The following is a 24,599-nucleotide window of genomic DNA, read 5'->3' as shown; positions in this document are numbered from 1 at the left end:
GCCGGACAAGGGCCGACACCGCGACGGGGGCAGAGGCTGCCGGGAGGGACGCTAGCATCGGCCGATGCCCGGACAGCGATCAGCAGCACATCAGGTACTCCGGCGGTCGCGCCTGGTGGTGGCGATCGCGGTCAGCGTGTGCGCACTGCTGGGAACGGTACGGCTGGTGGCACCGGCCACCGGCGGGCCGGACGGCGAACCGCCCGGCGTGCAGCGGCAGTTGGCTTTCCAGCGCGCGGCGCTGGACGACGGCGCGGGTGAAGAGGCGCAACAGCTCTTCCCGGAGGGGTACTTCTTCTCGTACGTGCTGTACGGCCTGAGCCGGGCCGAGTCCGGGATGCGCCGGCCCGTCGGCGAGCGGTCGACGGCGCTGCGCGAGGCACGGTGGGCGCTGGAGCGACTGGAATCCCCGTCGGGCCGCGCCCCGTTCAGCCCGGACCTCACCCCCTCGCACGGAGTCTTCCACCGGGGCTGGAGCAACTGGCTGCGAGGCGGGGTGCTGAGCCTCCAGCCGGCCGGGGAGCGCGACCCCGCCGAGGTACGCAGGTTCGCCGCCGACTCCGCCGCGCTCGCGGCGGCGTTCGACGCCTCGGACTCCCCGTACCTGGCGGCGTACCCGGGGCAGGCGTGGCCCGTCGACTCGACCGTGGCGATCGCCTCGCTGCGGCTGCACGACACGCTGCTGCCGGCCCGCTTCGACGGCACCGCCACCCGATGGCTCCGGGCGGCGCGCGCACGGACCGACCCGGGGACCGGTTTGCTGCCGCACCGGGCCGATCCGGACACCGGCGAACCGCTGGAGTCGGCCAGGGGCAGCTCGCAGAGCCTCATCCAGCGCTTCCTCGTCGATATCGACCCGGAGTTCGCGGATGAGCAGTACCGGCGTTTCCGTGACCGGTTCGTCGACTCCCCGCTGGCCCTCGGACCGGCGGTACGGGAGTACCCGAAAGGCACGGACGGCCCGGCCGACGTCGACTCCGGCCCGCTGCCCCTGGGCGTGAGCGCGTCGGCGACCGTGGTCACCATCGGGGCGGCCCAGGTCCATGGCGACGACCGGCTCGCGTCGGCGCTGGCGGCCTACTGCGAGTTGCTGGGACTGCCGCTCGACACCCCGTGGACCAAGCGGTACGCCTTCGGGCTCGTCCCGATCGGTGACGCGTTCCTGGCCTGGTCGAAGACCGCCCGGCCCTGGGTCGCGGATCCACCGCCGCCGTCCGCGCCGCCCTCCTCCGTCTCGGCGTGGTGGCGGCTGCCGCTGTTGTCCCTGCTGACGATCCTCGGCGTCGCACCCTGGCTGCCGACCCTGGTGCGCCGCTGTCGGCACCGTTACAGCCGGTCCGGTGCCGTATCCGGCCACGTGGCGGCGGACGTGCCTGCCGCAGATGGCGCTGCGCCGGGTCGGGACCGGCTCGGAGACGTCACACGATCGGACCGGCGCTGACCACGCGGCCGGCGCGAAGCGGCCGGGCCGCCGTCATGGCCGAGCCCCCCGGCGCCGGGGGCCTCTTTTGCGTGCGCTGTTGCGTATACGGCGCCCTCAGACGCTGAAGGCGCGATTCTTGGTGCTGGTGAGGAAGGTGTGCCACTGGGCGGGGGTGAAGTGGAGGGGGGCCTGGTGCGGTCCTTGCTGTCGCGTATGGCGCGGCCACCGTTGCGTGAGTAGTTCGCTACGCGGCGCAACTTCGGCCATGTCTCAGCCAGGAGGCACGTCATGCCCGCAGCCCACACGGACGACCTGTTCCGGGACACGTTCCGTATCCCCAAGCGCAAGGCACAGGTGCCGGCCGCCCGAGCGCGGGTCAGAGGCGTGCTGGAGAAGTGGGGGTTCAACTGCATCGCATCGGACGTTGAGTTGGTCGCTTGTGAGCTCGTCACCAACGCCGTCGTTCACTGCCGCGTCCCCCTCGCAGAGATTCAGGTGGCGGTCCATCTCGACGGCGGAGCTGTCGTGTTGGAGATCTCTGATCCCGACGGGGAGAGGCTCCCCCTCGTGCGCATGGCCTGCTCGCCCGACGAGGTGGAGGGAGGGCGCGGGCTGCTTCTCGTCGCTGCCCTGTCCGATTCCTGGGGCTGCCGCAAGTTGGAGTACGGCAAGTGCGTGTGGGCGCGGTTCGCCGTGGCGGGGGACCGGCCCGGGGGGCTGGCGTGATGGCCTGGGCGGGGCGCCTGCGCCAGGTCTTCGCGCGGCGCCGCCCGTCCGGCGACTCACGGGCGCCGGGTATTGCGTCCCCTGTACCGCTTACCGCAACGGCGCACCCCACAGTCGGGACATCGCTGGAGATGTGGGGCGCACTTCTCGTCCTGGCCCGCCTCCGCCGTGCTCGGCGGGCCGGGGGGCAGGGCGGTGACTGTCCTCGGCCCGGGCGGGCGTGGTGCCGGAGTCAGAACTGCTGCTGCTTGGCACCGGGTGGGAGGAGGCAGGGGGTGCTGACGGTCAGAAGGATGAGTTCGTCGTTAAGGTCTTCGACCGAGACGAACTGGTGATCGTTCGGATGTTTTGCATCCACCAGGTTCACAGGATTCATGGTTGGGTCGGAGCGATAGCCCTGGATCTCGAATCCCTTCGCCTTGAGGGTGTCCCTGATCGCCCGGATGCCCTCCGTCTGCCGGTTTCTGGCCAGATAGGCGTGCACGTCATAGCGGAGTGTGAAACGGCCGTCGTCAGCAATCTCGTTGTTCTCTCCCACGCAGTCGGTGAATTTGGCTGCTGGTGCATCGGGTTCAGTTTCAGTTCTGATCTCGGCGCCGGCCGTTCGGGCCATGGACTCGATCCAGTGCTTTGCCCACTCCTCCGCCTTCTTCTTGCTCATGCGAGGCAAAGGGTCATTGATTTCACTGTCCGACATGCAGCCTCCGAGGAGCAAGGTCAGGGCTAGAGTCATAGCGCTCAGGCGTATGGGTGAGGAGTGAAGGCGTTTTCGAGGCATTAGCCTATGCTTCCGTTCTTGGGGGTCTTGCCGACGATGATGCGCCCTTGATTCTCCAGACTTTGACTGCCGTCATTCCAGTAGCCGTTGTGTCCGCTCGTGTCTACGTACATTCTTTGCGCGCCGAATTCCGGTTTCTTTGGATCGGCGCCCAGTGAGAGGTCGGATGCCCAGTTGGAGACACGGTCGTCAGCAGCGGCACCAACCCACAAGCGGGTCGGGTCGATTTGAAGCTCGTCCGCTCGCTTAACTGTCAGTCCTGGACTGCCAAGGACGACCATGTCGTCAGCGTCCAAGCCATTGCCGCCCGCGTCGGCGGCACCGGCGGTTGTGGAGCCGTAACTGTGAGCCAGGACGGTTAGGTGTGTGCGCTCGCCTTGATGGGCTGCGCGAAGACCATGTGTGAAGCCGCGCAGGTCTTCGGCTCCGTCTGCAGCACGTCCGTCAGTAGCGATACCAAGGTTCATCTCGAACTCACGCGGTCTCGAGACGTTGAGCTCCGGAGCGTTGTAGTCCAGCCACGAAATGACCGAGACGTCATTGTCTCCCCCCGTGGCGCGTGCTTTCGCCGCGTCCTGCAACTTGCTGGCACGCTCGATCTGACCGCCAAAGTTGTCCAATTGGTTTGCTGTACCCGGTACTTGGACCGCAGTGTGCTTGGCCGTGTCCGGGTTGCCGATCGCGACGATTGCCCGGCCGTCCCCTTCCATACTTATGCCGAGCAGATACAGCTGTTTGTAGGCGGGCCCGGTTTCCGCTCTCTCCAAGCGGTCTTTGAGAGTGCTGAGTGATCGGTAGCTGCTGCGGTCGTGGAATCCGAGACCGCTCTCTCGCATCGCGTAGTCGTTGAGTTGGATGTCGAGTGTCGTCCGGTTGGCCTGGTCCCGGGCTGTCGCAGGAAGCCCGTCCAGCGCGCCGATCTGATCAGGGAACGCGGCGAGGTAGAAATTCTGCCTGTCATCGTCCAGGCGCGCCCACCACTCGGCAGCCTCCTTTGGGTTTTTCCCGTCCGGGATGTCTTTCTTGTTGATCCCGGCGAATTCGGCGACCCGCCCCGCGTCCTCCTGGGCGCTCGTGCCGCCGTGTCGCTTGTCGAGGTCGAACGGATCGATCTGGTGGAGTAGTTCGGCCGCTTCGTAACTCGCCGTATCGGCGTCGGAGAGGGCGTCCTCGATGCGGGCGCGGAAGCCGCCCAGGCCCGCGTTGGCCTGCTGTTGCAGGTCTTCGTAGTCCCCATCGTTGTGGTACTTGGCATCCACGGCCTGCTTCGGCTCCACCCAGCCGTCGTCTCGGACCTTGTGCCCCGCTTCTTCGGCGTCGGCCACGGCGTTGCGCAGCTTGCGCTTCGCCGCCTGCATCTTGGTTTGCAAGGCGGCCAAGGTGGTGGCGATCAGCTGGACGTTCAGCCGTGCCGTGCCGAGCTTGCTCTCGGTCGCTTCCATCGCCTCGAAGCCGTACGTGGCGCTGACTCCGGACCAGCCGGCCTTCCGGAGCGGTCCCGTCACTCGCTTACCGCTGTCGGTCTGGGTCGTGCCCAGAGCTTCGGCGAGCTTCTTCCAAGAAGAAATCGCAGCATCGAGATCGGAGAAGTCCTGGTTGAACAGGCGTGTGAAGTTCTTCGGCATTCTTCGGTCTCACCAGCCTCTGAAACAGCTGATGACATCCTGTTCCATGATGTCGCGACCGTCAGCGAGCATGCGCATACCCACCGCGTGCAGCGACAGGTCGTCGCGGAGGGTGCCGAGTGCGCTGCCCCAGCCGTCGCTCGTCTCCGCCATCCGAGGGCCTGCCGTCCAGTCGCGGAATGTCACGGACGCGTCCGTCAGATCGGCGAGTGCCTTCCGCAGGAACGGCTGCAGATCCGTTACCAGGCTGTCCGCCGCCCCCGCCGACGCCCTGAGTTCGCCTGCGGAGATGTTGAGGTCCCAGCCCATTCGGCCCCCATGTCGGTCCGTAGCGTCTTGAATACTCTGCGCCAATCCTACTGGTCAGTCGGTTTCGCCGGGCAAGGGACCACGGGGAGGGCGGGGGAGCCAGGGGGTGAAGCGCCCGACATTTCGCCCAAGACCAACGCTCCGCTCACGGCGACTACGCTGGGACGCTGACCGATCCCCCCGTACAGGAGCGTTGATGGCCGTCAATCTGGTCAATGTCGAGACAGTCACCAAGGTGTACGGCACTCGTGCGCTGCTCGACGGCGTTTCTCTCGGCGTCTCCGAGGGCGACCGGATCGGTGTCGTGGGCCGCAACGGGGACGGCAAGACGACCCTCATCCGTCTCCTCGCCAAGCTGGAGGAGGCCGACACCGGGCGCGTCACGCACAGTGGCGGGCTGCGGCTCGGGGTGCTGACCCAGCATGACTCGCTCGATCCCGCGGCCACCGTCCGGCACGAGGTCATCGGGGATCTCGCCGACCACGAGTGGGCCGGCAGCGCGCGGATCCGGGACGTGCTCACCGGGCTGTTCGGCGGGCTCGACCTGCCCGGGTTCCCCCAGGGGCTCGACACCGTCATCGGCCCGCTCTCCGGCGGCGAGCGGCGCCGGATCGCGCTCGCCAAGCTACTCATCGGCGAGCCCGACCTGATCGTGCTGGACGAGCCCACCAACCACCTCGACGTCGAGGGCATCGCCTGGCTGGCGGGGCACCTGCGGGCCCGCCGGTCCGCCCTCGTCTGTGTGACGCACGACCGGTGGTTCCTCGACCAGGTCTGTACGCGCATGTGGGACGTCCAGCGCGGCGTGGTGCACGAGTACGAGGGCGGCTACTCCGACTACGTCTTCGCCCGCGCCGAGCGCGAGCGCATCGCCGCGACGGAGGAGGCCAAGCGGCAGAACCTGGTGCGCAAGGAGCTGGCCTGGCTGCGCCGGGGCGCGCCCGCCCGTACGTCCAAGCCGCGGTTCCGGGTGGAGGCGGCCAACGACCTGATCGCAGACGTCCCCCCGCCCCGTGACACCTCCGAGCTGATGAGGTTCGCGAACGCGCGGCTCGGCAAGACCGTCTTCGACCTGGAGGACGTGACCGTCCAGGCCGGGCCGAAGGTACTGCTCCGTCACCTCACCTGGCAGCTCGGCCCCGGCGACCGGATCGGCCTGGTCGGGGTGAACGGCGCGGGCAAGACCTCGCTGCTGAGCGCGCTCGCCGAGGCCGCCCGTAGCCAGGGCGACGCGCAGCCGGCGGCCGGCCGGGTCGTCGTCGGCAAGACGGTCCGGCTCGCGTACCTCTCCCAGGAGGTGGCCGAGCTCGACCCGGCGCTGCGGGTCCTCGAAGCGGTTCAGCGGGTACGGGACCGGGTCGACCTGGGCAAGGGCCGGGAGATGACCGCGGGCCAGCTGTGTGAGCAGTTCGGTTTCACGAAGGAGAAGCAGTGGACGCCCGTCGGGGACCTCTCCGGCGGTGAGCGGCGCCGGCTCCAGCTGCTGCGGCTGCTGATGGACGAGCCGAACGTCCTCTTCCTGGACGAGCCGACCAACGACCTCGACATCGAGACGCTCACCCAGCTCGAGGACCTGCTCGACGGCTGGCCGGGCTCGTTGGTCGTGATCTCCCACGACCGGTTCTTCATCGAGCGCACCACCGACAAGGTGATGGCCCTGCTCGGGGACATGACCCTGCGGATGCTGCCGCGCGGGATCGAGGAGTACCTGGAACGGCGCGCGAAGCAGGCCGAGGCGCCGGCCGCTTCCGCTTCGTCGGTCGCCTCGCCCGCGGGCTCCTCGTCGCCCGCCCGGGCCGGGCAGGCCGGCCAGTCGTCCGGCGCGCGTTCCGCCGCGGGGGGCGGGGTCGGTTCAGGGGCCGGCTCGGGAGCCGGGGCCGGCGTGTCCTCCGCCAAGGACAGCCGCGCCGCGAAGAAGGAGCTCCAGAAGATCGAGCGGCAGCTGGACAAGCTCTCCGACCGGGAGGCGGCCCTTCACCAGGAGATCGCCGACAACCCCACGGATTTCGAGAAAGTGGCGAAACTGGACGGTGAGCTCCGTGAACTCGCGGGCACCCGGGAAGAGTTGGAAACGCGGTGGCTGGAGCTGGCGGAGAGCGCCTGAGCCGACCTGTAGAGACCGCGTGCAGAGGCCATAACGACCGCATCACGGGCCGGTCCTCCCTTGGGTACAGGGGCGGGACCGGCCCTCCTGTAGTGGGGTCCGAGTGATACAAAGAAGCCCCGCTCGACTGATGTGACGATGCGGAAACCACCGCCCGAATCGCTCCATTCCGGAGGTCATCCACCGGAATCGCGGGGGAGGCCGACCGGGCGGCGGTCCGTATGAAAAAGGGGGAAGCGCTGATGACCCAGCCGCCCGAACAGCAACCGCCGCAGGGAGGCTTCGGCGCTCCGCAGGATCCGCCGCCGCAGGCCCCGACCGGCCCGCCGCAGGCCCCGCAGGGCCCGCCGCCCCAGAGCCCACCGCCCCCGCAGGGGGCGCCCCAGATGCCGCCCCAGACTCCGCCGGGGTCGCCCCAGACTCCGCCGGGGTCGCCCCAGACCCCGCCGGGGCAGCCGGGGTACGGATATCCGCAACAGCCGCCCGCACAGCCCGGGTACGGCTACCCCCAGGCCCCGCAGCCGGGACCGTACGGCCAGCAGCCGGGCCCCTACGCCCAGCCCGGACCGTACGGCCAGCAGCCCGGTACCTATGGTCAGCAGGCAGGGCCGTACGCCCAGCAGGCCGGACCGTACGGCGGCGGCTACCCGCCCCAGCAGTACCCCGGCGCCCCGACACCCCCGCCCGGCGGCGGCAGCGGCAGTGGCGGCGGCAAGGACTTCTTCAAGGGCAAGCCCGGCATCATCGTCGCCTCGGCCGCCGCCGCGCTGCTCGTCATAGGCGGCGGAACGTGGTTCGCCCTCAGCGGCGACGACGAGGGCGGCTCCAAGCCCGTAGCGGGCGAGAGCGGGGACGCCAAGCGCAAGGGTTCGTCCGGCATCGACAAGGGTGACGGGACCGGCGGCGGCCGCGCGGCGGAGGACGACCTCAACGCCGGGCGCAAGGACGGCGAGTCCAAGATCTCCTGGCTCCAGACCAACGACGTGGACCTGCCGCGCAACGGCGCGGACGTGTACGGCCCGTGGATCGTCGGGGACACCGTCGTGAAGGCCATGTTCAAGAGCATCGCGGGCTACTCGGCCGCCGACGGCAAGAAGAAGTGGACGCTGACGCTGCCCGCCGAGGTGTGCGCGGCCCCCCAGACGCCCACGGCCGACGGCAAGCTCGTCATCGCGTACAAGAGCGGGACCAGCGACAAGGCCAAGTGCAACCAGTTGCAGATGGTGGACGCCACGAACGGCAAGGGCGGCTGGAAGAAGGAGGTCGCCGAGCGCGGCAACTTCGACATGCTGGGCGACATCACGCTGGCCATCAGCGGGGACACGGTCACCGCCGCCCGCACCGGCAACTCCGACGCCTACCGGGTGAGCGACGGCACGGAACTGTTCGGCAAACTGCCGGGCGAGTGCCAGCCCTACGCGTTCGCCGGCGGCGCCAAGCTCATAGCCGCCGAGAGCTGCCCCACGGCCGACTACGACACCGAGCAGAACCAGATACAGGAGCTTGACCCCGCCACCGGCAAGGCCAAGTGGACGTACAAGCTCAAGGAGAACTGGACCGTCGACAAGGCCTACTCGGTCAACCCGCTCGTCGTCTCCGTCAAGAACGACGACGAGAAGAGCTGGAGCATCCTCGCGCTCAACGCGGACGGCTCGGCGCGCTCGCAGATCGACGGCGGCGACGACAAGTTCGCGCCGCGCTGCGTGGGTTCCTTCGTCGTGTTCGGCGAGAACCTGGAGGGCTGCACCGGCGTCGCCGCCGACGCGAACACCTTCTACATGTCGACCGAGCCCGACGAGAGCGGCAGTTCGGCGACCAACGAGGTCGTCGCCTTCAACCTCGACACCGGCAAGGCGAAGTGGCGCTCCAAGGCGCCCGAGGGCCGCGAGATGGAGCCGATGGGCATGGAGGACGGCAAGGTCCTCGTCTACATGGGCGCCTCGTACAACGAGGGCGGCTCGGTCGCGACGATCGCCCCGACCGGTGGCGCGCCCAAGGTGATCCAGCGGCACCCGGCCTCCACGTCCGAGATCGAGTCGTCGTTCTACTCGCCGAAGATGCTGTACGCGGACGGCCGGTTCTACCTGGCCAGCGGCCGGGTCAGCGCGAGCAGCGACGAGGAGGAGAAGCAGACGAAGACGATGATGGCCTTCGAGGACTGATCAGGTCCCGGGCGCGTCCTCGCCTTCTCTTCTTCTCTTCCCGTTCCTTCCCTCCTCCCGCAGTACCGGGAGGGGCACTGGCCCTGTGCGCGGGTTCCAGACGCGCGCTTCCCTTTCCGTGACTTCTTCTCCGAGGTACGACGTACGCCATGACGCAGCCGCCCCAGCCACCTCAACCTCCACAGCAGCCACCGAGTGAACCGCACAAGTCCCCGCAGGGAGGGTTCGGCGCTCCGCAGGACCCGCCGCCGGGCGGGTACGGCACCCCGCCGCCTCCGGCGGGACAGCCCCCTGCCGGGCCACCCCCTGCCGGACCGCCTCCGCAGCCTCCGGCGCAGCCGCCGTCCGCGCCGCAGGGCCCGCCGGTCCAGCCGGGCCGGCCGGTCGAGCCGGGATACGGCTACCCGCAGCAGCAACCGGGTCAGCCGGCCCAGCCCGGCCAGCCGGGGTACGGATATCCGCAGCAGCAACCGGGCTACGGCTACCCGGGTCAGCCCGGCCAGCCCGGTCAGCAGCCGCCGGGCCCGTACGGTCAGCCTGGTCCCTACGCCCAGCCCGGCCCGTACGGTCAGCCCGGTCCGTACGGCCCGCAGGGCCCGTACACGCAGCCGCTCCAACAGGGCGGTGGCCCCGGCGGCGGGGGCGGCAAGAAGCTGACCGCCCAGATGCAGATCATCATCGCCGCGGCCGTCGCCGTCGTGCTGATCATCGGCGGCGGCATCTGGTTCGCCTCGTCCGACGGCGGCGACGACCCGAAGAACGAGGCGAAGGGCGGCTCGTCGGACTCCTCCGAGGGCGGCGGCAAGGCCCCGGACGGGCCCGGCAAGGAGAAGGCCCCGGACAACCCCGCGGCCAAGGTCGGCTTCCAGCTGCCCGTGCCCAAGGTCACCGACGTGACCGCGGTGGACGGCTCCTGGCTGACCGACACGGCGTACGTGAAGACCGGTGTCAACCAGGTCGTCGGCTACGACATCAAGACGGGCAGTCAGCTCTGGACGATTCCGCTGCCCGGCCAGGTCTGCGCCGCGACGAAGCACGTCACCGACGACGACAAGACGGCGATCGCCTTCGAGGCGGCCAAGGTCACCAAGGGCAAGAGCTACCAGCCGTGCACCGAGGTCGGCGTCATCGACCTCGCGGCCGGGAAGCTGGCCTGGAGCACGTCCGTCAAGGCGTCCAACGCCGGTGACGACAAGGTCAAGTACGACGAGATCACCCTGAGCGGGAAGACCGTCGCGGCCGGCGGCACGGACGGCGGCGCCGCCTTCGACATCGCCGACGGAACGGTCCGCTGGAAGCCCGAGGTCACCGCCGACGGCTGCTACGACCAGGGGTACGCCGGCGGCCCGGCCCTGGTCGCGATCCGCAAGTGCGGTACGTACGACGACCCGCAGCTCACCGTCCAGTACATGAACCCGGAGACCGGCGCCCCGATCTCCTCGTTCAAGATGCCCGCGGGTGTCGAGTGGACGGCTGTCGTCTCGACCAAGCCGCTGGTGGTGGCCGCCAACGTCGGTGACGTCGCGGAGGACGGCAGCAGCATCTCGGACTACTTCTCGATCGACGAGAAGACCGGCAAGCTACGGGCCAAGATCCCGGCCGACGCCGACAAGTACGGCGGCCGGTGCGGATCCACCGAGGTCGAGCAGTGCCAGCAGCTGGCCGTCGGCAACGGCCGGCTCTACGTTCCGACCGAGGCGCACGAGGGCAGCAGCGCGACGGGCGACACGAACGAGATCGTCTCCTTCGACCTGGCCACCGGCAAGTCCACCTCGGACCGGGCGGACGCGGGCGACCGCTACTCGATGGTTCCGCTGCGGATGGACGGCGGCAACATCATCGCGTACAAGGTGCCCCCGTACGACAAGGGCGGCCAGATCGTCTCGATCGACGGCAGCACGTTCAAGCAGACGGTGCTGATGGAGAATCCGGCGGACGAGGCGGTCCGGGACGCGGAGACCAGCTTCTCGCTGGAGTACTCCGAGATCCTTTACGGGAAGGGCCGGATGTTCATCTCCGACAAGATGCTGAGCAAGCCGACCGAGACCTCGCTGGACGACAAGTCGTATCTCGCGGTCGCGTTCACGACGGCCGGGGACTGACGCGGCGCGGCCCGTGCGCCGCGCCGATGCGCCGCGCCCATGTGCCGCGCCCGTGCGCCGCGCCCGTGCGCCGCGCGATCGGGGCCCCGGGCCCGTGCCGTTCCGCCGGACATCGTCCGCCGGTCCGGCACGGGCCCGGGGCCCTTCCGCGTCTCCGACCGGGGCCCTTCCATATCTCTTCCTCCCGCCCAACGCGGGCTGAACGGCGGGGAATTCGGCAATCCGAGGGGCTTCTGACCATTAGGGGGCGCGCGACGTCGAACAAGCGTGTAGCTTGCCGGGGCAGGAGGCCGGGGGGCCGGGGTCCAGCACGGAACGGGACCGGCGGGGAGGGGGATTGTTCGATGGGCGTGCGGCTCATGGTGGTCGACGACCACAGGCTGCTGGCGGAGGCGCTCGCCTCGGCGCTCAAACTGCGCGGGCACCGGGTGCTCGCGGCGGCGGCGCCCACGGCGGGCGCCGCGGAGCTGGTGGTGAGCAGGGCGCCCGAGGTGTGCCTGATGGGCACGGCGGCGCCGGCGGAGCCGGGCGTCTTCGACCCGGTCGTACGGATCAAGCGGGAGCGCCCGCAGGTGGCGGTGGTGGTGCTCGGGCCGGTGCCGAGCCCGCGCGGGATCGCAGCGGCCTTCGCGGCCGGCGCCTCCGGTTACGTACGCCACGACGAGCGCATCGAGGGCGTCGAGCGCGCCATGGTGAAGGCGCGGGCGGGGGAGGCGGCGGTGGCGCCGCAGCTGCTCCAGGGCGCGTTCACCGAACTGCTCAACCCGGCGGCCCAGCCGGACGACGAGGGCCAGCGCCTGCTGCGGCTGCTCACTCCGCGCGAGGTCGAGGTACTGGTACGGGTCGCGGAGGGCGAGGACACGCGGTTGATCGCGGCCGGTATGGGCATCGCGCCCAGTACGGCGCGGACGCATGTGCAGCGGGTGCTGATGAAGCTCGGTGTGGGGTCGCGGCTGGAGGCGGCGGCCCTGGCGGCACGGACGGGGCTGCTGGAGCGCGCGGTGCTGATCAGGCGGCGCGGCGCCGGGGGCGCGGAGGCGGGGAACGGCGCGGGGCCCGGTACGGGGTCCGGCGCGGGACCGCGTGAGGGGCGCGCGCGTCCTTAGCCCGCGTCCGCCGATCCGCGCCACGAGCCCAGGTCGCCCAGCCGGCCGCCACGACCCCGAGACGCCCGGACAACCGGCACGCCCCCGCGGACACAGGCACGCCCCCAGGCGACCGCCGCCACGCCCCCGGGGCAACCCGCGGCAGCTCGGGTCTCCCCGCCTCCCCGCCTCTCTGCCCCACTGCCCCACTGCCCCACTGCCCCACTGCCCCACCCATCACCTCGGCGTTGACCGGACTGTTGGGTTATGATTTCTTGTGTTCGGTTCTGTTGGGTGAGTGGGTAAGCGGTTCGGAGGCATCGACCGATGAAGAAGACGGTGACGAGGCTCGCCGACGGTCGCGAGCTGGTCTATTACGACTCCCGCGACGACGCCGTGCGCGGCGCCGTCGACCAGCGGCCCCTCGGGCCCACCTCCACCACCTCCGAGGTGCGCCACGACGTCCTGCTCGGTGACTCGGTCGCCATCGCCTCGCACCGCCAGGGCCGTACGTACCACCCGCCCGCCGACGAGTGCCCGCTCTGCCCCTCCCGGGACGGCCGGCTCAGCGAGATCCCGGCGGACGACTACGACGTCGTCGTCTTCGAGAATCGTTTCCCCTCCCTCGCCGGGGACACCGGCCGCTGTGAGGTGGTCTGCTTCACCTCCGACCACGACACCTCCTTCAAGGACCTCACCGAGGAGCAGGCCGGGACGGTCCTGGAGGTGTGGACCGACCGCACCGCGGAACTGGCCGAGCTGCCGCAGGTCGAGCACGTCTTCCCGTTCGAGAACCGCGGCGCCGAGATCGGCGTGACGCTCGGCCATCCGCACGGGCAGATCTACGCGTACCCCTTCGCCACCCCGCGCGCGAACCTGATGCTGCGCTCCCTGCGCGAACACCGCGAGAAGACCGGCCGCAACCTCTTCGACGACATCGTCGAGCGCGAGCGCGCCGAGGGCACGCGGGTGGTGCTGGAGGGCGCGCACTGGATCGCCTTCGTGCCGTACGCCGCGCACTGGCCCTACGAAGCGCACCTCTACCCCAAGCGCCGGGTCCCCGACCTGCGCGGGCTGGACGAGGAGGCGCGCACAGAGTTTCCACAGATCTATCTGGAACTGTTGAGGCGCTTCGACCGGATCTTCGGTGAAGGTGAACCGCCCACGCCGTACGTCGCGGCCTGGCACCAGGCGCCCTTCCGGGCGGCCGGACGCGCGGACTTCGCGCTCCACCTCGAGCTTTTCACCATCCGCCGCACTTCCGGCAAGCTGAAATTCCTCGCGGGTTCCGAATCCGGCATGAGTGTGTTCATCAACGACGTGCCGCCGGAGGCCGCGGCCGAGCGACTGCGAGAGGTAGCGAGCGAGTGAGCAAGAAGTACCTGGTCACGGGCGGTGCGGGATACGTCGGCAGCGTGGTCGCCGCGCATCTGCTGGAGGCCGGCCACGAGGTGACCGTCCTCGACGACCTCTCCACCGGCTTCCGCGAGGGCGTGCCCGAGGGCGCCGAGTTCATCGAGGGCCGGGTCCAGGACGCGGCCAAGTGGGTGGACTCGTCGTACGACGCGGTGCTGCACTTCGCCGCCTCCTCGCAGGTCGGCGAGTCCGTCGCCAGGCCCGAGAAGTACTGGGACAACAACGTCGGCGGTTCCATGGCGCTGCTCGCCGCCATGCGCGACGCCGGTGTGCGCACGCTGGTCTTCTCCTCCACCGCCGCGACCTACGGCGAGCCCGTCTCCACCCCGATCACGGAGACCGACCCGACCGCGCCCACCAATCCGTACGGCGCGACGAAGCTCGCCGTGGACCACATGATCGGCGGCGAGTGCGCGGCGCACGGCCTCGCCGCCGTCTCGCTGCGGTACTTCAACGTGGCGGGCGCGTACCGCACGCGCTCCGGAGCCACCGCCGGCGAACGCCACGACCCCGAGTCGCACCTGATCCCGCTGGTCCTCCAGGTCGCCCTCGGCAAGCGCGAGTCGATCTCCGTCTACGGCGAGGACTACCCGACGCCCGACGGCACCTGCGTGCGCGACTACATCCACGTCGCGGACCTGGCCGAGGCCCATCTGCGCGCGCTGGACGCGGCGGTGGCCGGCGAGCACCTGATCTGCAACCTCGGCAACGGCAACGGCTTCTCGGTCCGCGAGGTCATCGAGACCGTGCGCGAGGTCACCGGGCACCCCGTGCCGGAGGTCGTCGCGGAGCGCCGGGCCGGTGACCCCGCCGTCCTGGTTGCGTCCGCCGGGACGGCCCACCGCCGCCTGGGCTGGACCCCGAGCCGCGCCGACCTGGCGGGCATCGTCGCGGACGCGTGGGCGTTCGCGCGCGGCGGGGAGGAGAACGAAGCGTGAGGAGAGACACGGGTGAGTGAGGCACGGCAGGGCGCGGCGGTCACGGGTACGGAGGCCGAGGGTACGGCTGAGGGTACGGCGGCAGCGGACCCGGCTGTCTCCGGTGCGGAGGTGGCCGGCGCGGAGGTCGCGGACGCCGGGCCGGAGAGCGGGGACGCGGTCGCCGCCCGGCGCGTCGCCGAGGAGTTCCGGGAGCTGTACGGTGCCGATCCGGACGGCGTCTGGGCGGCGCCCGGCCGGGTCAACCTGATCGGCGAGTACACCGACTTCAACGACGGTTTCGTGCTGCCGCTGGCGCTGCCGCACACCGCGCTCGCCGCCGTCGCCCGCCGCGCCGACGGCGTCCTCCGCCTGCACTCCGCCGATGTCTCCCAGGGCGTGGTCGAACTCGGCCCGGACGGGCTCGTGCCGGGCTCCGGCACCGGCTGGGCCGCGTACCCGGCGGGCGTCGTGCACGTCCTGCGCGACGCGGGGCACGAGATACCCGGCGCGGACATCCACCTGTCCTCGACCGTCCCCACGGGCGCGGGACTGTCGTCCTCGGCGGCCCTGGAGGTCGTCACGGCGCTGGCCCTGAACGACCTGTACGGACTCGGTCTGCCGGCCGCCGAGCTGGCGGTCCTCGCGCAGCGCGCCGAGAACGAGTTCGTCGGCGTCCCCTGCGGGATCATGGACCAGATGGCCTCGGCGTGCGCCACCGCCGGGCACGCGCTGTACCTGGACACCCGGGACCTGGGCAGGCGTCAGGTCCCCTTCGACCTGGCCGCCCACGGTCTGCGGCTCCTGGTGGTCGACACCCGGGTCAAGCACGCGCTGGGCGACGGCGCGTACGCCGAGCGGCGCGCGGGGTGCGAGGCGGGCGCGCGGGCGCTCGGGGTGCGCGCGCTGCGCGACGTGCCGTACGGGGAACTGCCCGCGGCGCTCGACCGGCTCGCCGAGGCGGGCGAGAGCGACGACGTCCGCGCGTTCGTACGGCACGTCGTGAGCGACGACCACCGCGTGGAACAGGTCATCGCCCTCCTGGACGCCGGCGACGTGCGCGCCGTCGGACCGGTCCTGACCGAGGGGCACGCGTCCCTCCGCGACGACCTGCGTGTCTCCTGCCCCGAACTGGACCTGGTGGTCTCCGCGGCCACGGCGGCTGGTGCCCTGGGGGCACGGATGACGGGCGGCGGCTTCGGCGGGTCGGCGATCGTCCTGGTCGAGGAGACGGAAGCGGCGGCGGTGACGAAATCGGTGGAGGAGGCGTTCGCCGCGGCGGGGTACACGGCACCGAGGGTCTTCCCGGCGACCGCGTCGAAGGGCGCGCACCGGGTGCTCTGAGAGCGTTTTGAAATGGCCGTTCTCAACCATTCACAACACTCTCCATGTCATTTATTGTCGACTTCTGTCTTATTCGAAACGTCAGACGCACGATAAACGGCCAGGCCATTCGAGTTCCGCGAATTACCTTCGGCTCCGCCCCCACGCCCGTACGCTGATGGACAGCACCGGTGGGGGCCGGTGCTGTTTCAGGGGTGGAGACAAGTCGGGTACGGCGCCCGGGGCGGGGTGTTGGTCGGCAGGACGGCGGCGGCCGGACTGGTGACGGGACACCCAACCGTTTCCCGGGCGCCGTGCCCCGCGCAGTCCGCTCCCCGCCGTCAGGGGGTTTGCGTTGGTACGTATCCGGGTTCTCGTGGTGGACGACCACCGCATCTTCGCCGAGTCACTGGCCGCCGCGCTCGCGGCCGAGCCCGACGTGGACGTCGCGGCGGCCGGCAGCGGCCCCGCCGCGCTGCGCTGCCTGGACCGGGCGGCCGCGGAGGGGCGCAGATTCGACGTGATGCTGGTCGACGCGGATCTCGGCGCGACGGCGGGGCCCGCGGGCGCGCCGTCGGCGCCGGGGCCGGCCGCGGGCCTGAACGGCGCGGCGGTCATCGGCGCGACGCGGGCCGCACCGGGAGGACCGTTCGCCGGGCACGGCACGGGTCCGCTCGGCGGCCCGGGCGCGGGCCCCGGTGGGAGCCGCGGCGCGGGGTACGGCCCCGGACCGGTCGTCGGCCACCGGGCGGCGTACGGTACGGGCCCGGCGGCGGCGTCGTACGGCGCCGGACACGCCACGGGGCAGGCGGGCGGGCAGCTCCCGGCCGCGGCCGGCGGTCCGGTCGTCGGGGCACCGGTCGGCGGCGGTCCGGTCGTCGGCGGACCGGTCAGGATGCCCGTCGCGCGGGCCGTCCCGGACGGCGGTGAACAGGCTCTGGTCGACGGCATCTCGCTCGTCGTCGGCGTCCGCTCCGCGCAGCCCTCCGTCCGGTCGGTCGTCCTCGCCGAGAAGGACGACCCGCGCCGGGCCGCCCTGGCCCTTCAGGCGGGAGCCTCCGGCTGGGTCGCCAAGGACTGCTCGCTCCAGCGGCTGCTCACCGTCGTGCGGGGCGTGCTGCGCGACGAGACCCACCTGCCGCCCGCCCTGCTCACCGGCGTCCTGCGGGAACTGACGGCCGCCCGCAAGCACCGCACCGACAGCGAGCGGCTGGTCGAGTCGCTCACCCCGCGCGAGCGCGAGGTCCTGCGCTGCATGGTGGCGGGGCTGGGGCGCAAGGCCGTCGCCGAGCGCCTGTTCCTCTCGCCCCACACGGTCCGAACGCACATGCAGAACGTGCTCGGCAAGCTGGGGGTGCACTCGACCCTGGCCGCCGTCGCACTGGCCCGCCGGGCCGGCGTGGGCCCCGCCGAGGCGCCGGAGCAGCCCCTGAGGTCAGTCCCGTGATCGTCGGCGGGCTCCCGGCGCCGGGCATCCGGGCGGGGATCCGGGCGTACTCACGGTCCCGCCGGCCCTCAGCCGGGAATGTTGTCGAACGGGGCGGTCAACTGCCGTAGCAGCGAGGCAAGTTCGCCGCGCTGCTGGCGGGAGAGCTCGGCGAGGATCGCGCGCTCCTGCTCCAGCAGCCCGGCGAGCGCCTGGTCCGCGCGGTCCCGCCCCTCGGCGGTCAGCCGGACCAGTACACCGCGCCGGTCGCTCGGGTCGGGCTCCCGCTCGACCAGGCCCTTCTTGGTGAGCCGGTCGATGCGGTTCGTCATCGTGCCCGAGGTGACCAGGGTCTGGGTCAGCAACTGGCCGGGGGAGAGCTGATACGGGTCGCCCGCGCGCCGCAGCGCGGTCAGGACGTCGAACTCCCACGGCTCCAGGCCGTGCTCGGAGAACGCGATCCGCCGCGCGCGGTCGAGGTGGCGGGCCAGCCTGCTGACCCGGCTGAGCACTTCGAGCGGCTCCACGTCGAGGTCCGGGCGCTCCCGGCGCCAAGCCGCGACCAGACGGTCGACCTCGTCCTCCATGACGATCAGTGTAGAGGGTCTGTCGACATGAAGTCTCTTGACGTCAAGAGATGTGGGCGGCATGGTGGTCGACGCCGGGCGCCCGCCCGGCCGCGCCGTACCCGCGACAGGGGCAAGACCATGCGTTCCGCGCCGCGTTCCACACCGCCGTCAGGCCCGAACCCAGGCCCGTCCGCGGGTCCGTCGGGCCGCCCGGACACCACTCCGGCCGCCGGAGCCGGCCGGGACACCGGGGCCCCGGGCGCCGCGGCGCCCGCCGCGGCCACCTGGGACCCGCACCAGTACCTGCGCCACTCCGGCCACCGGGCACGCCCCTTCCTGGACCTCCTCTCCCGCGTCCCCGAGCCCCCGCGCGGCGCCGACGGCACCGTCAGGATCGCCGACATCGGCTGCGGCCCCGGCAACGTCACCGCGCTCCTCGCGGACCGCTGGCCGGCCGCCCGCATCACCGGCTTCGACAACTCCCCGGAGATGCTCGACAAGGCGAGGAAGGACTACGAGGGCCCCACGGCCGGCGGCGGCACCATGGACTTCCGGGCCGCCGACGCGACGGCCTGGACCCCCGACGAGCCGTACGGCCTGATCGTCTCGAACGCCGCGCTCCAGTGGGTCCCCGGCCACGCCGACTCCTTCCCCCGCTGGATCGAGGCCCTGGCGCCCGGCGGCACGTTCGCCTTCCAGGTCCCCGGCAACTTCGCCGCCCCCAGCCACGCCCTCCTCGCCGACCTGTGCGCCGCCCCGCGCTGGCGCGACCGCCTGGCCACCGCCGTCCGTAACCGGGCGGCCGTCCTGGAGCCCGCGGACTACCTCGCCCGCCTGCTGGACCTCGGCTGCGCGGTGGAGGTCTGGGAGACCACCTACCTCCAGCTGCTCACCGGCGAGGACGCGGTCCTCGACTGGACCAAGGGCACGGCCCTGCGCCCGGTCCTCACCGCGCTCGCGGACGACGAGCAGGCGGCGGCGGACTTCACCGAGGAGTACCGGGCCCTCCTCCGCACCGCCTACCCCCCGACCCCGCACGGCACGGTCTTCCCCTTCCGCCGCGTCTTCGCGGTGGCCGGCACGGCGGCCTGACAGCCGCGACGCGACCGTCACTCATTTTGGTGATAGTCGGTCGATCCGCCCTCGGTGACGCGACGGATCCGTAGCGTCACGGTGTCGCTTGTGCCGTAGTGGTGCCTGCGCCCAAACTGATGGAGGAGGTGCTTCACGATGACCGCTCTCGCACATGAGGTGATGCCGGTGACGGACAACACGCCCACGCCGGTCCCCGAACTGGACGAGATCCTGTGGCAGACGTGGAAGACCATGGAACTCCCCGAGGGCTACCGGGCCGAGATCATCGAGGGAACCATCGAAGTGTCGCCAACCGGTCGTCGTCGTCATACCGTGCTCATCAACCGTCTCCGCAGGGCGCTGGAGGCCCACCTTGAGGGCGGTGACCACGCGGTGTGGCATGACGGCAACGTCATCCACCGCCGGAAGGTCTGGATCCCCGACCTGTTCGTCGCCCCAAGGGACCTGGATGAGATCCCCGACGAGGAAAACCTCGGCGTCGACGCGGCCGGCGTCGCCATGGTCATCGAGGTCGTCTCGCCCGGGCAGCGCAACACCGAGCGTGACCGGGCCCGCAAACGCCGGGAGTACGCCCGCGCGGGTATTCCGCTGTACGTCCTCATCGACGACTTCGACGAGGACGGCACGGTCGTCGTGCTGGCGGGCCCCGACACCCGGAAGGGCATCTACGCCGACGAACACCGCGTCTCCTATGGCACGGACGCCGTGATCCCGGAGGGCCCCGCCAAGGGTTTCGCCATCGACGAGGCGATCACCCGGGCCTGACAGGGCCGCGGACTGCCCGGCGTCAGATCTTCCGGTGCCCTATCAGCCGCGGCCTCGGCTCCAGGTTCTCCAGCCCGTGCCACGCCAGGTTCACCAGGTGCGCCGCCACCTCCGACTTCTTCGGGCGGCGCGCGTCCACCCACCACTGGCCCGTCAGCGCCACCATGCCCACCAGGGCCTGCGCGTACAGCGGCGCCAGCTTCGGGTCGAAGCCGCGGGCCTTGAACTCCATGCCCAGGATGTCCTCCACCTGCGTGGCGATATCGCTGATGAGCGACGCGAACGTGCCCGTCGACTGGGCCACCGGCGAGTCCCGGACCAGGATGCGGAAGCCGTCCGTGTACCTCTCGATGTAGTCGAGGAGCGCGAACGCCGCCTGCTCCAGCAGCTCACGGGGGTGGCCCGCGGTCAGCGCGCTGGTGACCATGTCCAGCAGCTGGCGCATCTCGCGGTCCACCACCACCGCGTACAGCCCCTCCTTGCCGCCGAAGTGCTCGTACACCACCGGCTTGGAGACCCCCGCCTTCGACGCGATCTCCTCGACCGACGTCGCCTCGAAACCCTTCTCCGCGAAGACCTTGCGGCCGATGTCCAGCAGTTGCTCGCGGCGTTCCGCGCCGGTCATGCGGACCCGGCGGGCGCGCCTGCCGCCCGGGGTCCGGGTCATCTCGGGGCCGCTCTTGCCGCTCGTACCGCCTTCTATCGCCACGGTGCCCATCATGCCGGGTGCGACGACGTGGCCTTGCGCCGGGAGTCGAGACGTGCCTCGCTCGGCCAGCGGACGTCCGTCGCCCAGCCCAGCAGCTCGAACCAGCGGATCAGCCGCGCGCTGGAGTCCAGCTGGCCCCTGAGCACGCCGTGCCGGGCGCTCGTCGGGTCCGCGTGGTGCAGGTTGTGCCACGACTCGCCGCAGGAGAGCACCGCCAGCCACCACACATTGCCCGACCGGTCCCGGGACTTGAAGGGCCGCTTGCCCACCGCGTGACAGATCGAATTGATCGACCACGTCACGTGGTGCAGCAACGCCACCCGAACCAGTGACCCCCAGAAGAACGCCGTGAACGCGCCCCACCACGACATCGTCACCAGCCCGCCCACCAGGGGCGGCACGGCGAGCGACACGGCCGTCCACAGCGCGAACTGGCGCGAGACGGCGCGCAGGGCCGGGTCCCTGACCAGATCCGGCGCGTACTTGTGCTGGGGCGTCTGCTCCTCGTCGAAGAGCCAGCCGATGTGCGCCCACCACAACCCCTTCATCAGGGCCGGCAGTGTCTCCCCGAACCGCCACGGCGAGTGCGGGTCGCCCTCCGCGTCCGAGAACTTGTGGTGCTTGCGGTGATCCGCCACCCACCGCACCAGCGGGCCCTCGACAGCCAGCGACCCGGCCACCGCGAGCGCGATCCGCAGGGGCCGCTTCGCCTTGAACGAGCCGTGCGTGAAATGGCGGTGGTAGCCGATCGTCACGCCATGACAGCCGATGAAGTACATCCCCGCCATCAGCCCCAGGTCGAGCCAGCTCACACCCCCCCAGCGCCAGGCCAGCGGGACGGCCGCCAGCAGCGCCAGGAAGGGCACGGCGATGAACAGCATCAGCGCGATCTGCTCCACCGACCCCTTGCTGTCGGCCCCCAGTGTCGCCGAAGGTGTCGATCCGGACTCGTTGGGTGACGGGGTGGAGGAGTCGTCGAGTACGTCGGGAGGTGTGGTCATGAGATCCCCTGGGGACGGTGAAGAGGGTGGTGATGAAGGTGATGAAGGGGAGCGGTGTGGGCGGCGGGCGAACGAGTGGGGCGAGGCGTGGGCAGGACCGGAGAGATGACGCCCAAGCGGGCGGATACCAGGATGTCGTGATACGGGTGCGTAACCTACGGCATCGTAAGTATGGCAGCGTGCGGCGTCGCGGCAACCAGCCTGTGGATAACGTCCGGCGAAGGGCGCCTATCCTTGGTGCGTCGGACAGCGCGGTCCGCCCAGACCGCCGGACGGTCTGAACTCTCCAGAAACCTCCAGACGTGCTCAAACACTGCAAGGAGCCGCACCTGTGAGCAGTGCCGACCAGACCCCATCCGCCAGCGCGGAGCTGCGCTCCGACATCCGCCGTCTAGGTGACCTGCTGGGCGAGACGCTCGTCCGCCAGGAGGGATCCGAACTGCTGGACCTCGTCGAGCGGGTACGCGCCCTCACGCGCGAGGACGGCGAAGCCGCCGCCGACCTGCTCGGCCACACCGATCTGGAGACCGCGGCCAAGCTGGTCCGCGCCTTCTCCACCTACTTCCACCTGGCCAACGTCACCGAACAGGTGCACCGAGGCCGCGAGATGCGCGAGCGGCGCGCCGCCGAGGGCGGCCTCCTGGCCCGTACCGCCGACCGGCTCAAGGACGCCGACCCCGAGCACCTGCGGGAGACCGTCAAGAACCTCAACGTGCGCCCCGTCTTCACCGCGCACCCCACCGAAGCCGCCCGCCGCTCCGTCCTCAACAAGCTCCGCCGGATCGCCGAACTCCTCGAAGCACCCGTCATCCCCTCCGACCGGCGCCGCCACGACCTGCGGCTCGCCGAGTGCATCGACCTGATCTGGCAGACCGACGAACTGCGCGTCGTCCGCCCCGAACCGGCCGACGAGGCCCGCAACGCCATCTACTACCTGGACGAACTCCACGTGGGCGCGGTCGGCGACGTCCTGGAGGACCTCGTCGGCGAGCTGGCCCGCGTCGGCGTCGAGCTGCCCCCCGGCACCCGCCCCCTCACCTTCGGCACCTGGATCGGCGGCGACCGCGACGGCAACCCCAACGTGACCCCCCAGGTCACCGGCGACGTGCTCATACTCCAGCACGAACACGGCATCACCGACGCCCTCGAACTCGTCGACCACCTGCGCGGACAGCTCTCCAACTCCATCCGCTACACCGGCGCCACCGACGAACTGCTCGCCTCCCTGCGCGGCGACCTCGACCAGCTGCCCGAGATCAGCCCCCGCTACAAGCGCCTCAACGCCGAGGAGCCCTACCGCCTCAAGGCCACCTGCATCCGCCAGAAGCTCGTCAACACCCGCGAACGCCTCGCCAAGGGCACCCCGCACCAGAGCGGCCGCGACTACCTCGGCACCGCCGAACTCCTCGACGACCTCACCCTCATCCAGACCTCCCTGCGCGAACACCGGGGCGGCCTCTTCGCCGACGGCCGCATGGACCGTACGATCCGCACCCTCGCCGCGTTCGGCCTCCAGCTCGCCACCATGGACGTGCGGGAACACGCCGACGCCCACCACCACGCCCTCGGTCAGCTCTTCGACCGGCTCGGCGAGGAGTCCTGGCGCTACACCGACATGCCGCGCGAGTACCGGCAGAAGCTCCTCGCCAAGGAACTCCGCTCACGCCGCCCGCTCGCCCCCACCCCCGCGCCCCTCGACGCGGCGGGCGAGAAGACCCTCGGCGTCTTCCACACCATCCGCCAGGCATTCGAACGCTTCGGCCCCGAAGTCATCGAGTCCTACATCATCTCCATGTGCCAGGGCGCCGACGACGTCTTCGCCGCCGCCGTCCTCGCCCGCGAAGCCGGCCTGATCGACCTGCACGGCGGCTGGGCCAAGATCGGCATCGTTCCGCTCCTCGAGACCACGGACGAACTGCGCGCCGCCGACGTCATCCTCGACGAGATGCTCGCCGACCCGTCCTACCGCCGGCTCGTCTCCCTGCGCGGCGACGTCCAGGAGGTCATGCTCGGCTACTCGGACTCCTCCAAGTTCGGCGGCATCACCACCTCCCAGTGGGAGATCCACCGCGCCCAGCGGCGGCTGCGCGACGTCGCCCACCGCCACGGCGTACGGCTGCGCCTCTTCCACGGCCGGGGCGGCACCGTCGGCCGCGGCGGCGGCCCCTCGCACGACGCGATCCTCGCCCAGCCCTGGGGCACGCTGGAGGGCGAGATCAAGGTGACCGAGCAGGGCGAGGTCATCTCCGACAAGTACCTGATCCCCTCCCTCGCCCGGGAGAACCTGGAACTCACCGTCGCCGCCACCCTCCAGGCATCCGCCCTGCACACCGCGCCACGCCAGTCCGACGAGGCGCTCGCCCGCTGGGACGCGGCCATGGACACGGTCTCCGACGCCGCGCACGCCGCGTACCGTCGGCTGGTGGAGGACCCGGACCTGCCCGCGTACTTCTTCGCCGCCACCCCCGTCGACCAGCTCGCCGACCTGCACCTCGGGTCCCGCCCCTCCCGCCGGCCCGACTCCGGTGCCGGACTCGACGGGCTGCGGGCCATCCCGTGGGTCTTCGGCTGGACGCAGTCCCGGCAGATCGTGCCCGGCTGGTTCGGCGTCGGCTCCGGCCTCAAGGCGCTGCGCGAGGCCGGCCCCGCCGCCGTCCTCGACGAGATGCACGAGCACTGGCACTTCTTCCGGAACTTCATCTCCAACGTCGAGATGACGCTGGCCAAGACCGACCTGCGGATCGCCCGCCACTACGTGGAAACGCTGGTCCCCGAGGAACTGCGGCACGTCTTCCACACCATCGAGGCCGAGCACGAACTGACCGTGCGGGAAGTCCTGCGGATCACCGGCGGCGAGAAGCTGCTCGACTCCAACCCCGTCCTCCAGCAGACATTCGCCATCCGGGACGCCTACCTGGACCCGATCTCCTACCTCCAGGTCTCGCTGCTGGCCAGGCAGCGCGCGGCGGCGGAGCGGGCCGAGGCCCCGGACCCGCTGCTGGCACGGGCGCTGCTGCTGACGGTCAACGGCGTGGCGGCGGGCCTGCGCAACACCGGCTGACCA

At 71.0% G+C, this 24,599-nt stretch carries 18 protein-coding genes and 2 pseudogenes; 14 read left to right on the top strand and 6 right to left on the bottom strand.

Features of this window, described 5'->3' with window-relative positions:
• Positions 1-64 precede the first annotated feature (64 nt).
• Together IG02_RS0116775 and IG02_RS0116770 are read left to right on the top strand one after the other, a co-directional pair.
• Positions 65-1,441, top strand: coding sequence for a hypothetical protein (locus IG02_RS0116775; protein WP_199814030.1), 1,377 nt, complete (start codon positions 65-67; stop codon positions 1,439-1,441).
• 270 nt (positions 1,442-1,711) lie between these two features.
• Positions 1,712-2,149 (top strand): ATP-binding protein, encoded by a 438-nt coding sequence (locus IG02_RS0116770; protein ID WP_030747883.1) that lies wholly within the window; start codon positions 1,712-1,714, stop codon positions 2,147-2,149.
• Between the two features lie 232 nt (positions 2,150-2,381).
• On the opposite strand, the gene IG02_RS0116765 is transcribed toward IG02_RS0116770, so the two are convergent.
• The 3 genes from IG02_RS0116765 to IG02_RS0116755 form a co-directional block, all read right to left on the bottom strand.
• Complete coding sequence (locus IG02_RS0116765) at positions 2,382-2,810, bottom strand: hypothetical protein (protein WP_234314770.1); 429 nt, start codon at positions 2,808-2,810, stop codon at positions 2,382-2,384.
• 116 nt (positions 2,811-2,926) lie between these two features.
• On the bottom strand, positions 2,927-4,552 hold the full coding sequence (locus IG02_RS0116760) for an alpha/beta hydrolase (protein ID WP_030747866.1): 1,626 nt from the start codon (positions 4,550-4,552) through the stop codon (positions 2,927-2,929).
• Between the two features lie 9 nt (positions 4,553-4,561).
• Positions 4,562-4,861 (bottom strand): hypothetical protein, encoded by a 300-nt coding sequence (locus tag IG02_RS0116755; RefSeq protein ID WP_030747855.1) that lies wholly within the window; start codon positions 4,859-4,861, stop codon positions 4,562-4,564.
• A 196-nt stretch (positions 4,862-5,057) separates the two neighbouring features.
• Here IG02_RS0116755 and IG02_RS0116750 point away from each other — a divergent pair, with 196 nt between their 5' ends.
• The 9 genes and pseudogenes from IG02_RS0116750 to IG02_RS43885 form a co-directional block, all read left to right on the top strand.
• Positions 5,058-6,965, top strand: a complete 1,908-nt coding sequence (locus IG02_RS0116750; protein ID WP_030747852.1) for an ABC-F family ATP-binding cassette domain-containing protein — start codon at positions 5,058-5,060, stop codon at positions 6,963-6,965.
• Between the two features lie 242 nt (positions 6,966-7,207).
• Complete coding sequence (locus tag IG02_RS0116745) at positions 7,208-9,127, top strand: PQQ-binding-like beta-propeller repeat protein (RefSeq protein ID WP_030747850.1); 1,920 nt, start codon at positions 7,208-7,210, stop codon at positions 9,125-9,127.
• 149 nt (positions 9,128-9,276) lie between these two features.
• Positions 9,277-11,229: a PQQ-binding-like beta-propeller repeat protein gene (locus IG02_RS0116740; protein ID WP_030747847.1), complete on the top strand. Its 1,953-nt coding sequence runs from the start codon at positions 9,277-9,279 to the stop codon at positions 11,227-11,229.
• A 344-nt stretch (positions 11,230-11,573) separates the two neighbouring features.
• Complete coding sequence (locus IG02_RS0116735) at positions 11,574-12,335, top strand: response regulator transcription factor (protein ID WP_078854527.1); 762 nt, start codon at positions 11,574-11,576, stop codon at positions 12,333-12,335.
• A 306-nt stretch (positions 12,336-12,641) separates the two neighbouring features.
• On the top strand, positions 12,642-13,685 hold the full coding sequence (gene galT / locus IG02_RS0116730) for a galactose-1-phosphate uridylyltransferase (protein ID WP_030747841.1): 1,044 nt from the start codon (positions 12,642-12,644) through the stop codon (positions 13,683-13,685).
• On the top strand, positions 13,682-14,668 hold the full coding sequence (gene galE, locus IG02_RS0116725) for a UDP-glucose 4-epimerase GalE (RefSeq protein ID WP_030747838.1): 987 nt from the start codon (positions 13,682-13,684) through the stop codon (positions 14,666-14,668). Before galT ends, galE begins: the two co-directional genes overlap by 4 nt.
• A 111-nt stretch (positions 14,669-14,779) precedes the next feature.
• Positions 14,780-15,991 (top strand): galactokinase, encoded by a 1,212-nt coding sequence (galK, locus tag IG02_RS0116720; RefSeq protein WP_078854551.1) that lies wholly within the window; start codon positions 14,780-14,782, stop codon positions 15,989-15,991.
• Between the two features lie 334 nt (positions 15,992-16,325).
• Positions 16,326-16,553, top strand: a pseudogene (locus IG02_RS43890) (response regulator); the annotation flags it as partial.
• A gap of 318 nt (positions 16,554-16,871) precedes the next feature.
• A pseudogene (locus IG02_RS43885) lies at positions 16,872-17,417 on the top strand (LuxR C-terminal-related transcriptional regulator); the annotation flags it as partial.
• A 68-nt stretch (positions 17,418-17,485) separates the two neighbouring features.
• On the opposite strand, the gene IG02_RS0116710 reads toward IG02_RS43885, so the two are convergent.
• Complete coding sequence (locus tag IG02_RS0116710; RefSeq protein WP_030747828.1) at positions 17,486-17,983, bottom strand: MarR family winged helix-turn-helix transcriptional regulator; 498 nt, start codon at positions 17,981-17,983, stop codon at positions 17,486-17,488.
• 120 nt (positions 17,984-18,103) lie between these two features.
• Here IG02_RS0116710 and IG02_RS0116705 point away from each other — a divergent pair, with 120 nt between their 5' ends.
• On the top strand, positions 18,104-19,057 hold the full coding sequence (locus IG02_RS0116705; protein WP_078854526.1) for a trans-aconitate 2-methyltransferase: 954 nt from the start codon (positions 18,104-18,106) through the stop codon (positions 19,055-19,057).
• 138 nt (positions 19,058-19,195) lie between these two features.
• The gene (locus tag IG02_RS0116700) at positions 19,196-19,825 is read left to right on the top strand and encodes a Uma2 family endonuclease (RefSeq protein ID WP_030747822.1); all 630 of its coding nucleotides are present in this window, start codon (positions 19,196-19,198) and stop codon (positions 19,823-19,825) included.
• 22 nt (positions 19,826-19,847) lie between these two features.
• On the opposite strand, the gene IG02_RS0116695 is transcribed toward IG02_RS0116700, so the two are convergent.
• Positions 19,848-20,543, bottom strand: coding sequence for a TetR/AcrR family transcriptional regulator (locus IG02_RS0116695; protein ID WP_030747819.1), 696 nt, complete (start codon positions 20,541-20,543; stop codon positions 19,848-19,850).
• Positions 20,543-21,535: an acyl-CoA desaturase gene (locus IG02_RS0116690; RefSeq protein WP_030747814.1), complete on the bottom strand. Its 993-nt coding sequence runs from the start codon at positions 21,533-21,535 to the stop codon at positions 20,543-20,545. Before IG02_RS0116690 ends, IG02_RS0116695 begins: the two co-directional genes overlap by 1 nt.
• Before the next feature lie 331 nt (positions 21,536-21,866).
• On the opposite strand from IG02_RS0116690, the gene ppc reads away from it, so the two are divergent.
• Positions 21,867-24,596 (top strand): phosphoenolpyruvate carboxylase, encoded by a 2,730-nt coding sequence (gene ppc / locus IG02_RS0116685; protein ID WP_030747811.1) that lies wholly within the window; start codon positions 21,867-21,869, stop codon positions 24,594-24,596.
• Positions 24,597-24,599 lie beyond the last annotated feature (3 nt).

Source organism: Streptomyces sp. NRRL F-5135, from assembly GCF_000719775.1.
In the GTDB taxonomy this organism is placed as follows: domain Bacteria; phylum Actinomycetota; class Actinomycetes; order Streptomycetales; family Streptomycetaceae; genus Streptomyces; species Streptomyces hebeiensis.
Note: the sequence above shows the minus strand (reverse complement) of the source record. Positions and strands in the feature narration are given on the sequence as shown.

Bases quoted from the DNA above. Each gene is read 5' to 3' on its own strand.
- IG02_RS0116775 (WP_199814030.1), top strand. From the start codon at position 65: ATGCCCGGACAGCGATCAGCAGCACATCAGGTACTCCGGCGGTCGCGC.
- IG02_RS0116770 (WP_030747883.1), top strand. From the start codon at position 1,712: ATGCCCGCAGCCCACACGGACGACCTGTTCCGGGACACGTTCCGTATC.
- IG02_RS0116765 (WP_234314770.1), bottom strand. From the start codon at position 2,810: ATGAGCAAGAAGAAGGCGGAGGAGTGGGCAAAGCACTGGATCGAGTCC.
- IG02_RS0116760 (WP_030747866.1), bottom strand. From the start codon at position 4,552: ATGCCGAAGAACTTCACACGCCTGTTCAACCAGGACTTCTCCGATCTC.
- IG02_RS0116755 (WP_030747855.1), bottom strand. From the start codon at position 4,861: ATGGGCTGGGACCTCAACATCTCCGCAGGCGAACTCAGGGCGTCGGCG.
- IG02_RS0116750 (WP_030747852.1), top strand. From the start codon at position 5,058: ATGGCCGTCAATCTGGTCAATGTCGAGACAGTCACCAAGGTGTACGGC.
- IG02_RS0116745 (WP_030747850.1), top strand. From the start codon at position 7,208: ATGACCCAGCCGCCCGAACAGCAACCGCCGCAGGGAGGCTTCGGCGCT.
- IG02_RS0116740 (WP_030747847.1), top strand. From the start codon at position 9,277: ATGACGCAGCCGCCCCAGCCACCTCAACCTCCACAGCAGCCACCGAGT.
- IG02_RS0116735 (WP_078854527.1), top strand. From the start codon at position 11,574: ATGGGCGTGCGGCTCATGGTGGTCGACGACCACAGGCTGCTGGCGGAG.
- galT (WP_030747841.1), top strand. From the start codon at position 12,642: ATGAAGAAGACGGTGACGAGGCTCGCCGACGGTCGCGAGCTGGTCTAT.
- IG02_RS0116710 (WP_030747828.1), bottom strand. From the start codon at position 17,983: ATGGAGGACGAGGTCGACCGTCTGGTCGCGGCTTGGCGCCGGGAGCGC.
- IG02_RS0116705 (WP_078854526.1), top strand. From the start codon at position 18,104: ATGCGTTCCGCGCCGCGTTCCACACCGCCGTCAGGCCCGAACCCAGGC.
- IG02_RS0116700 (WP_030747822.1), top strand. From the start codon at position 19,196: ATGACCGCTCTCGCACATGAGGTGATGCCGGTGACGGACAACACGCCC.
- IG02_RS0116695 (WP_030747819.1), bottom strand. From the start codon at position 20,543: ATGGGCACCGTGGCGATAGAAGGCGGTACGAGCGGCAAGAGCGGCCCC.
- IG02_RS0116690 (WP_030747814.1), bottom strand. From the start codon at position 21,535: ATGACCACACCTCCCGACGTACTCGACGACTCCTCCACCCCGTCACCC.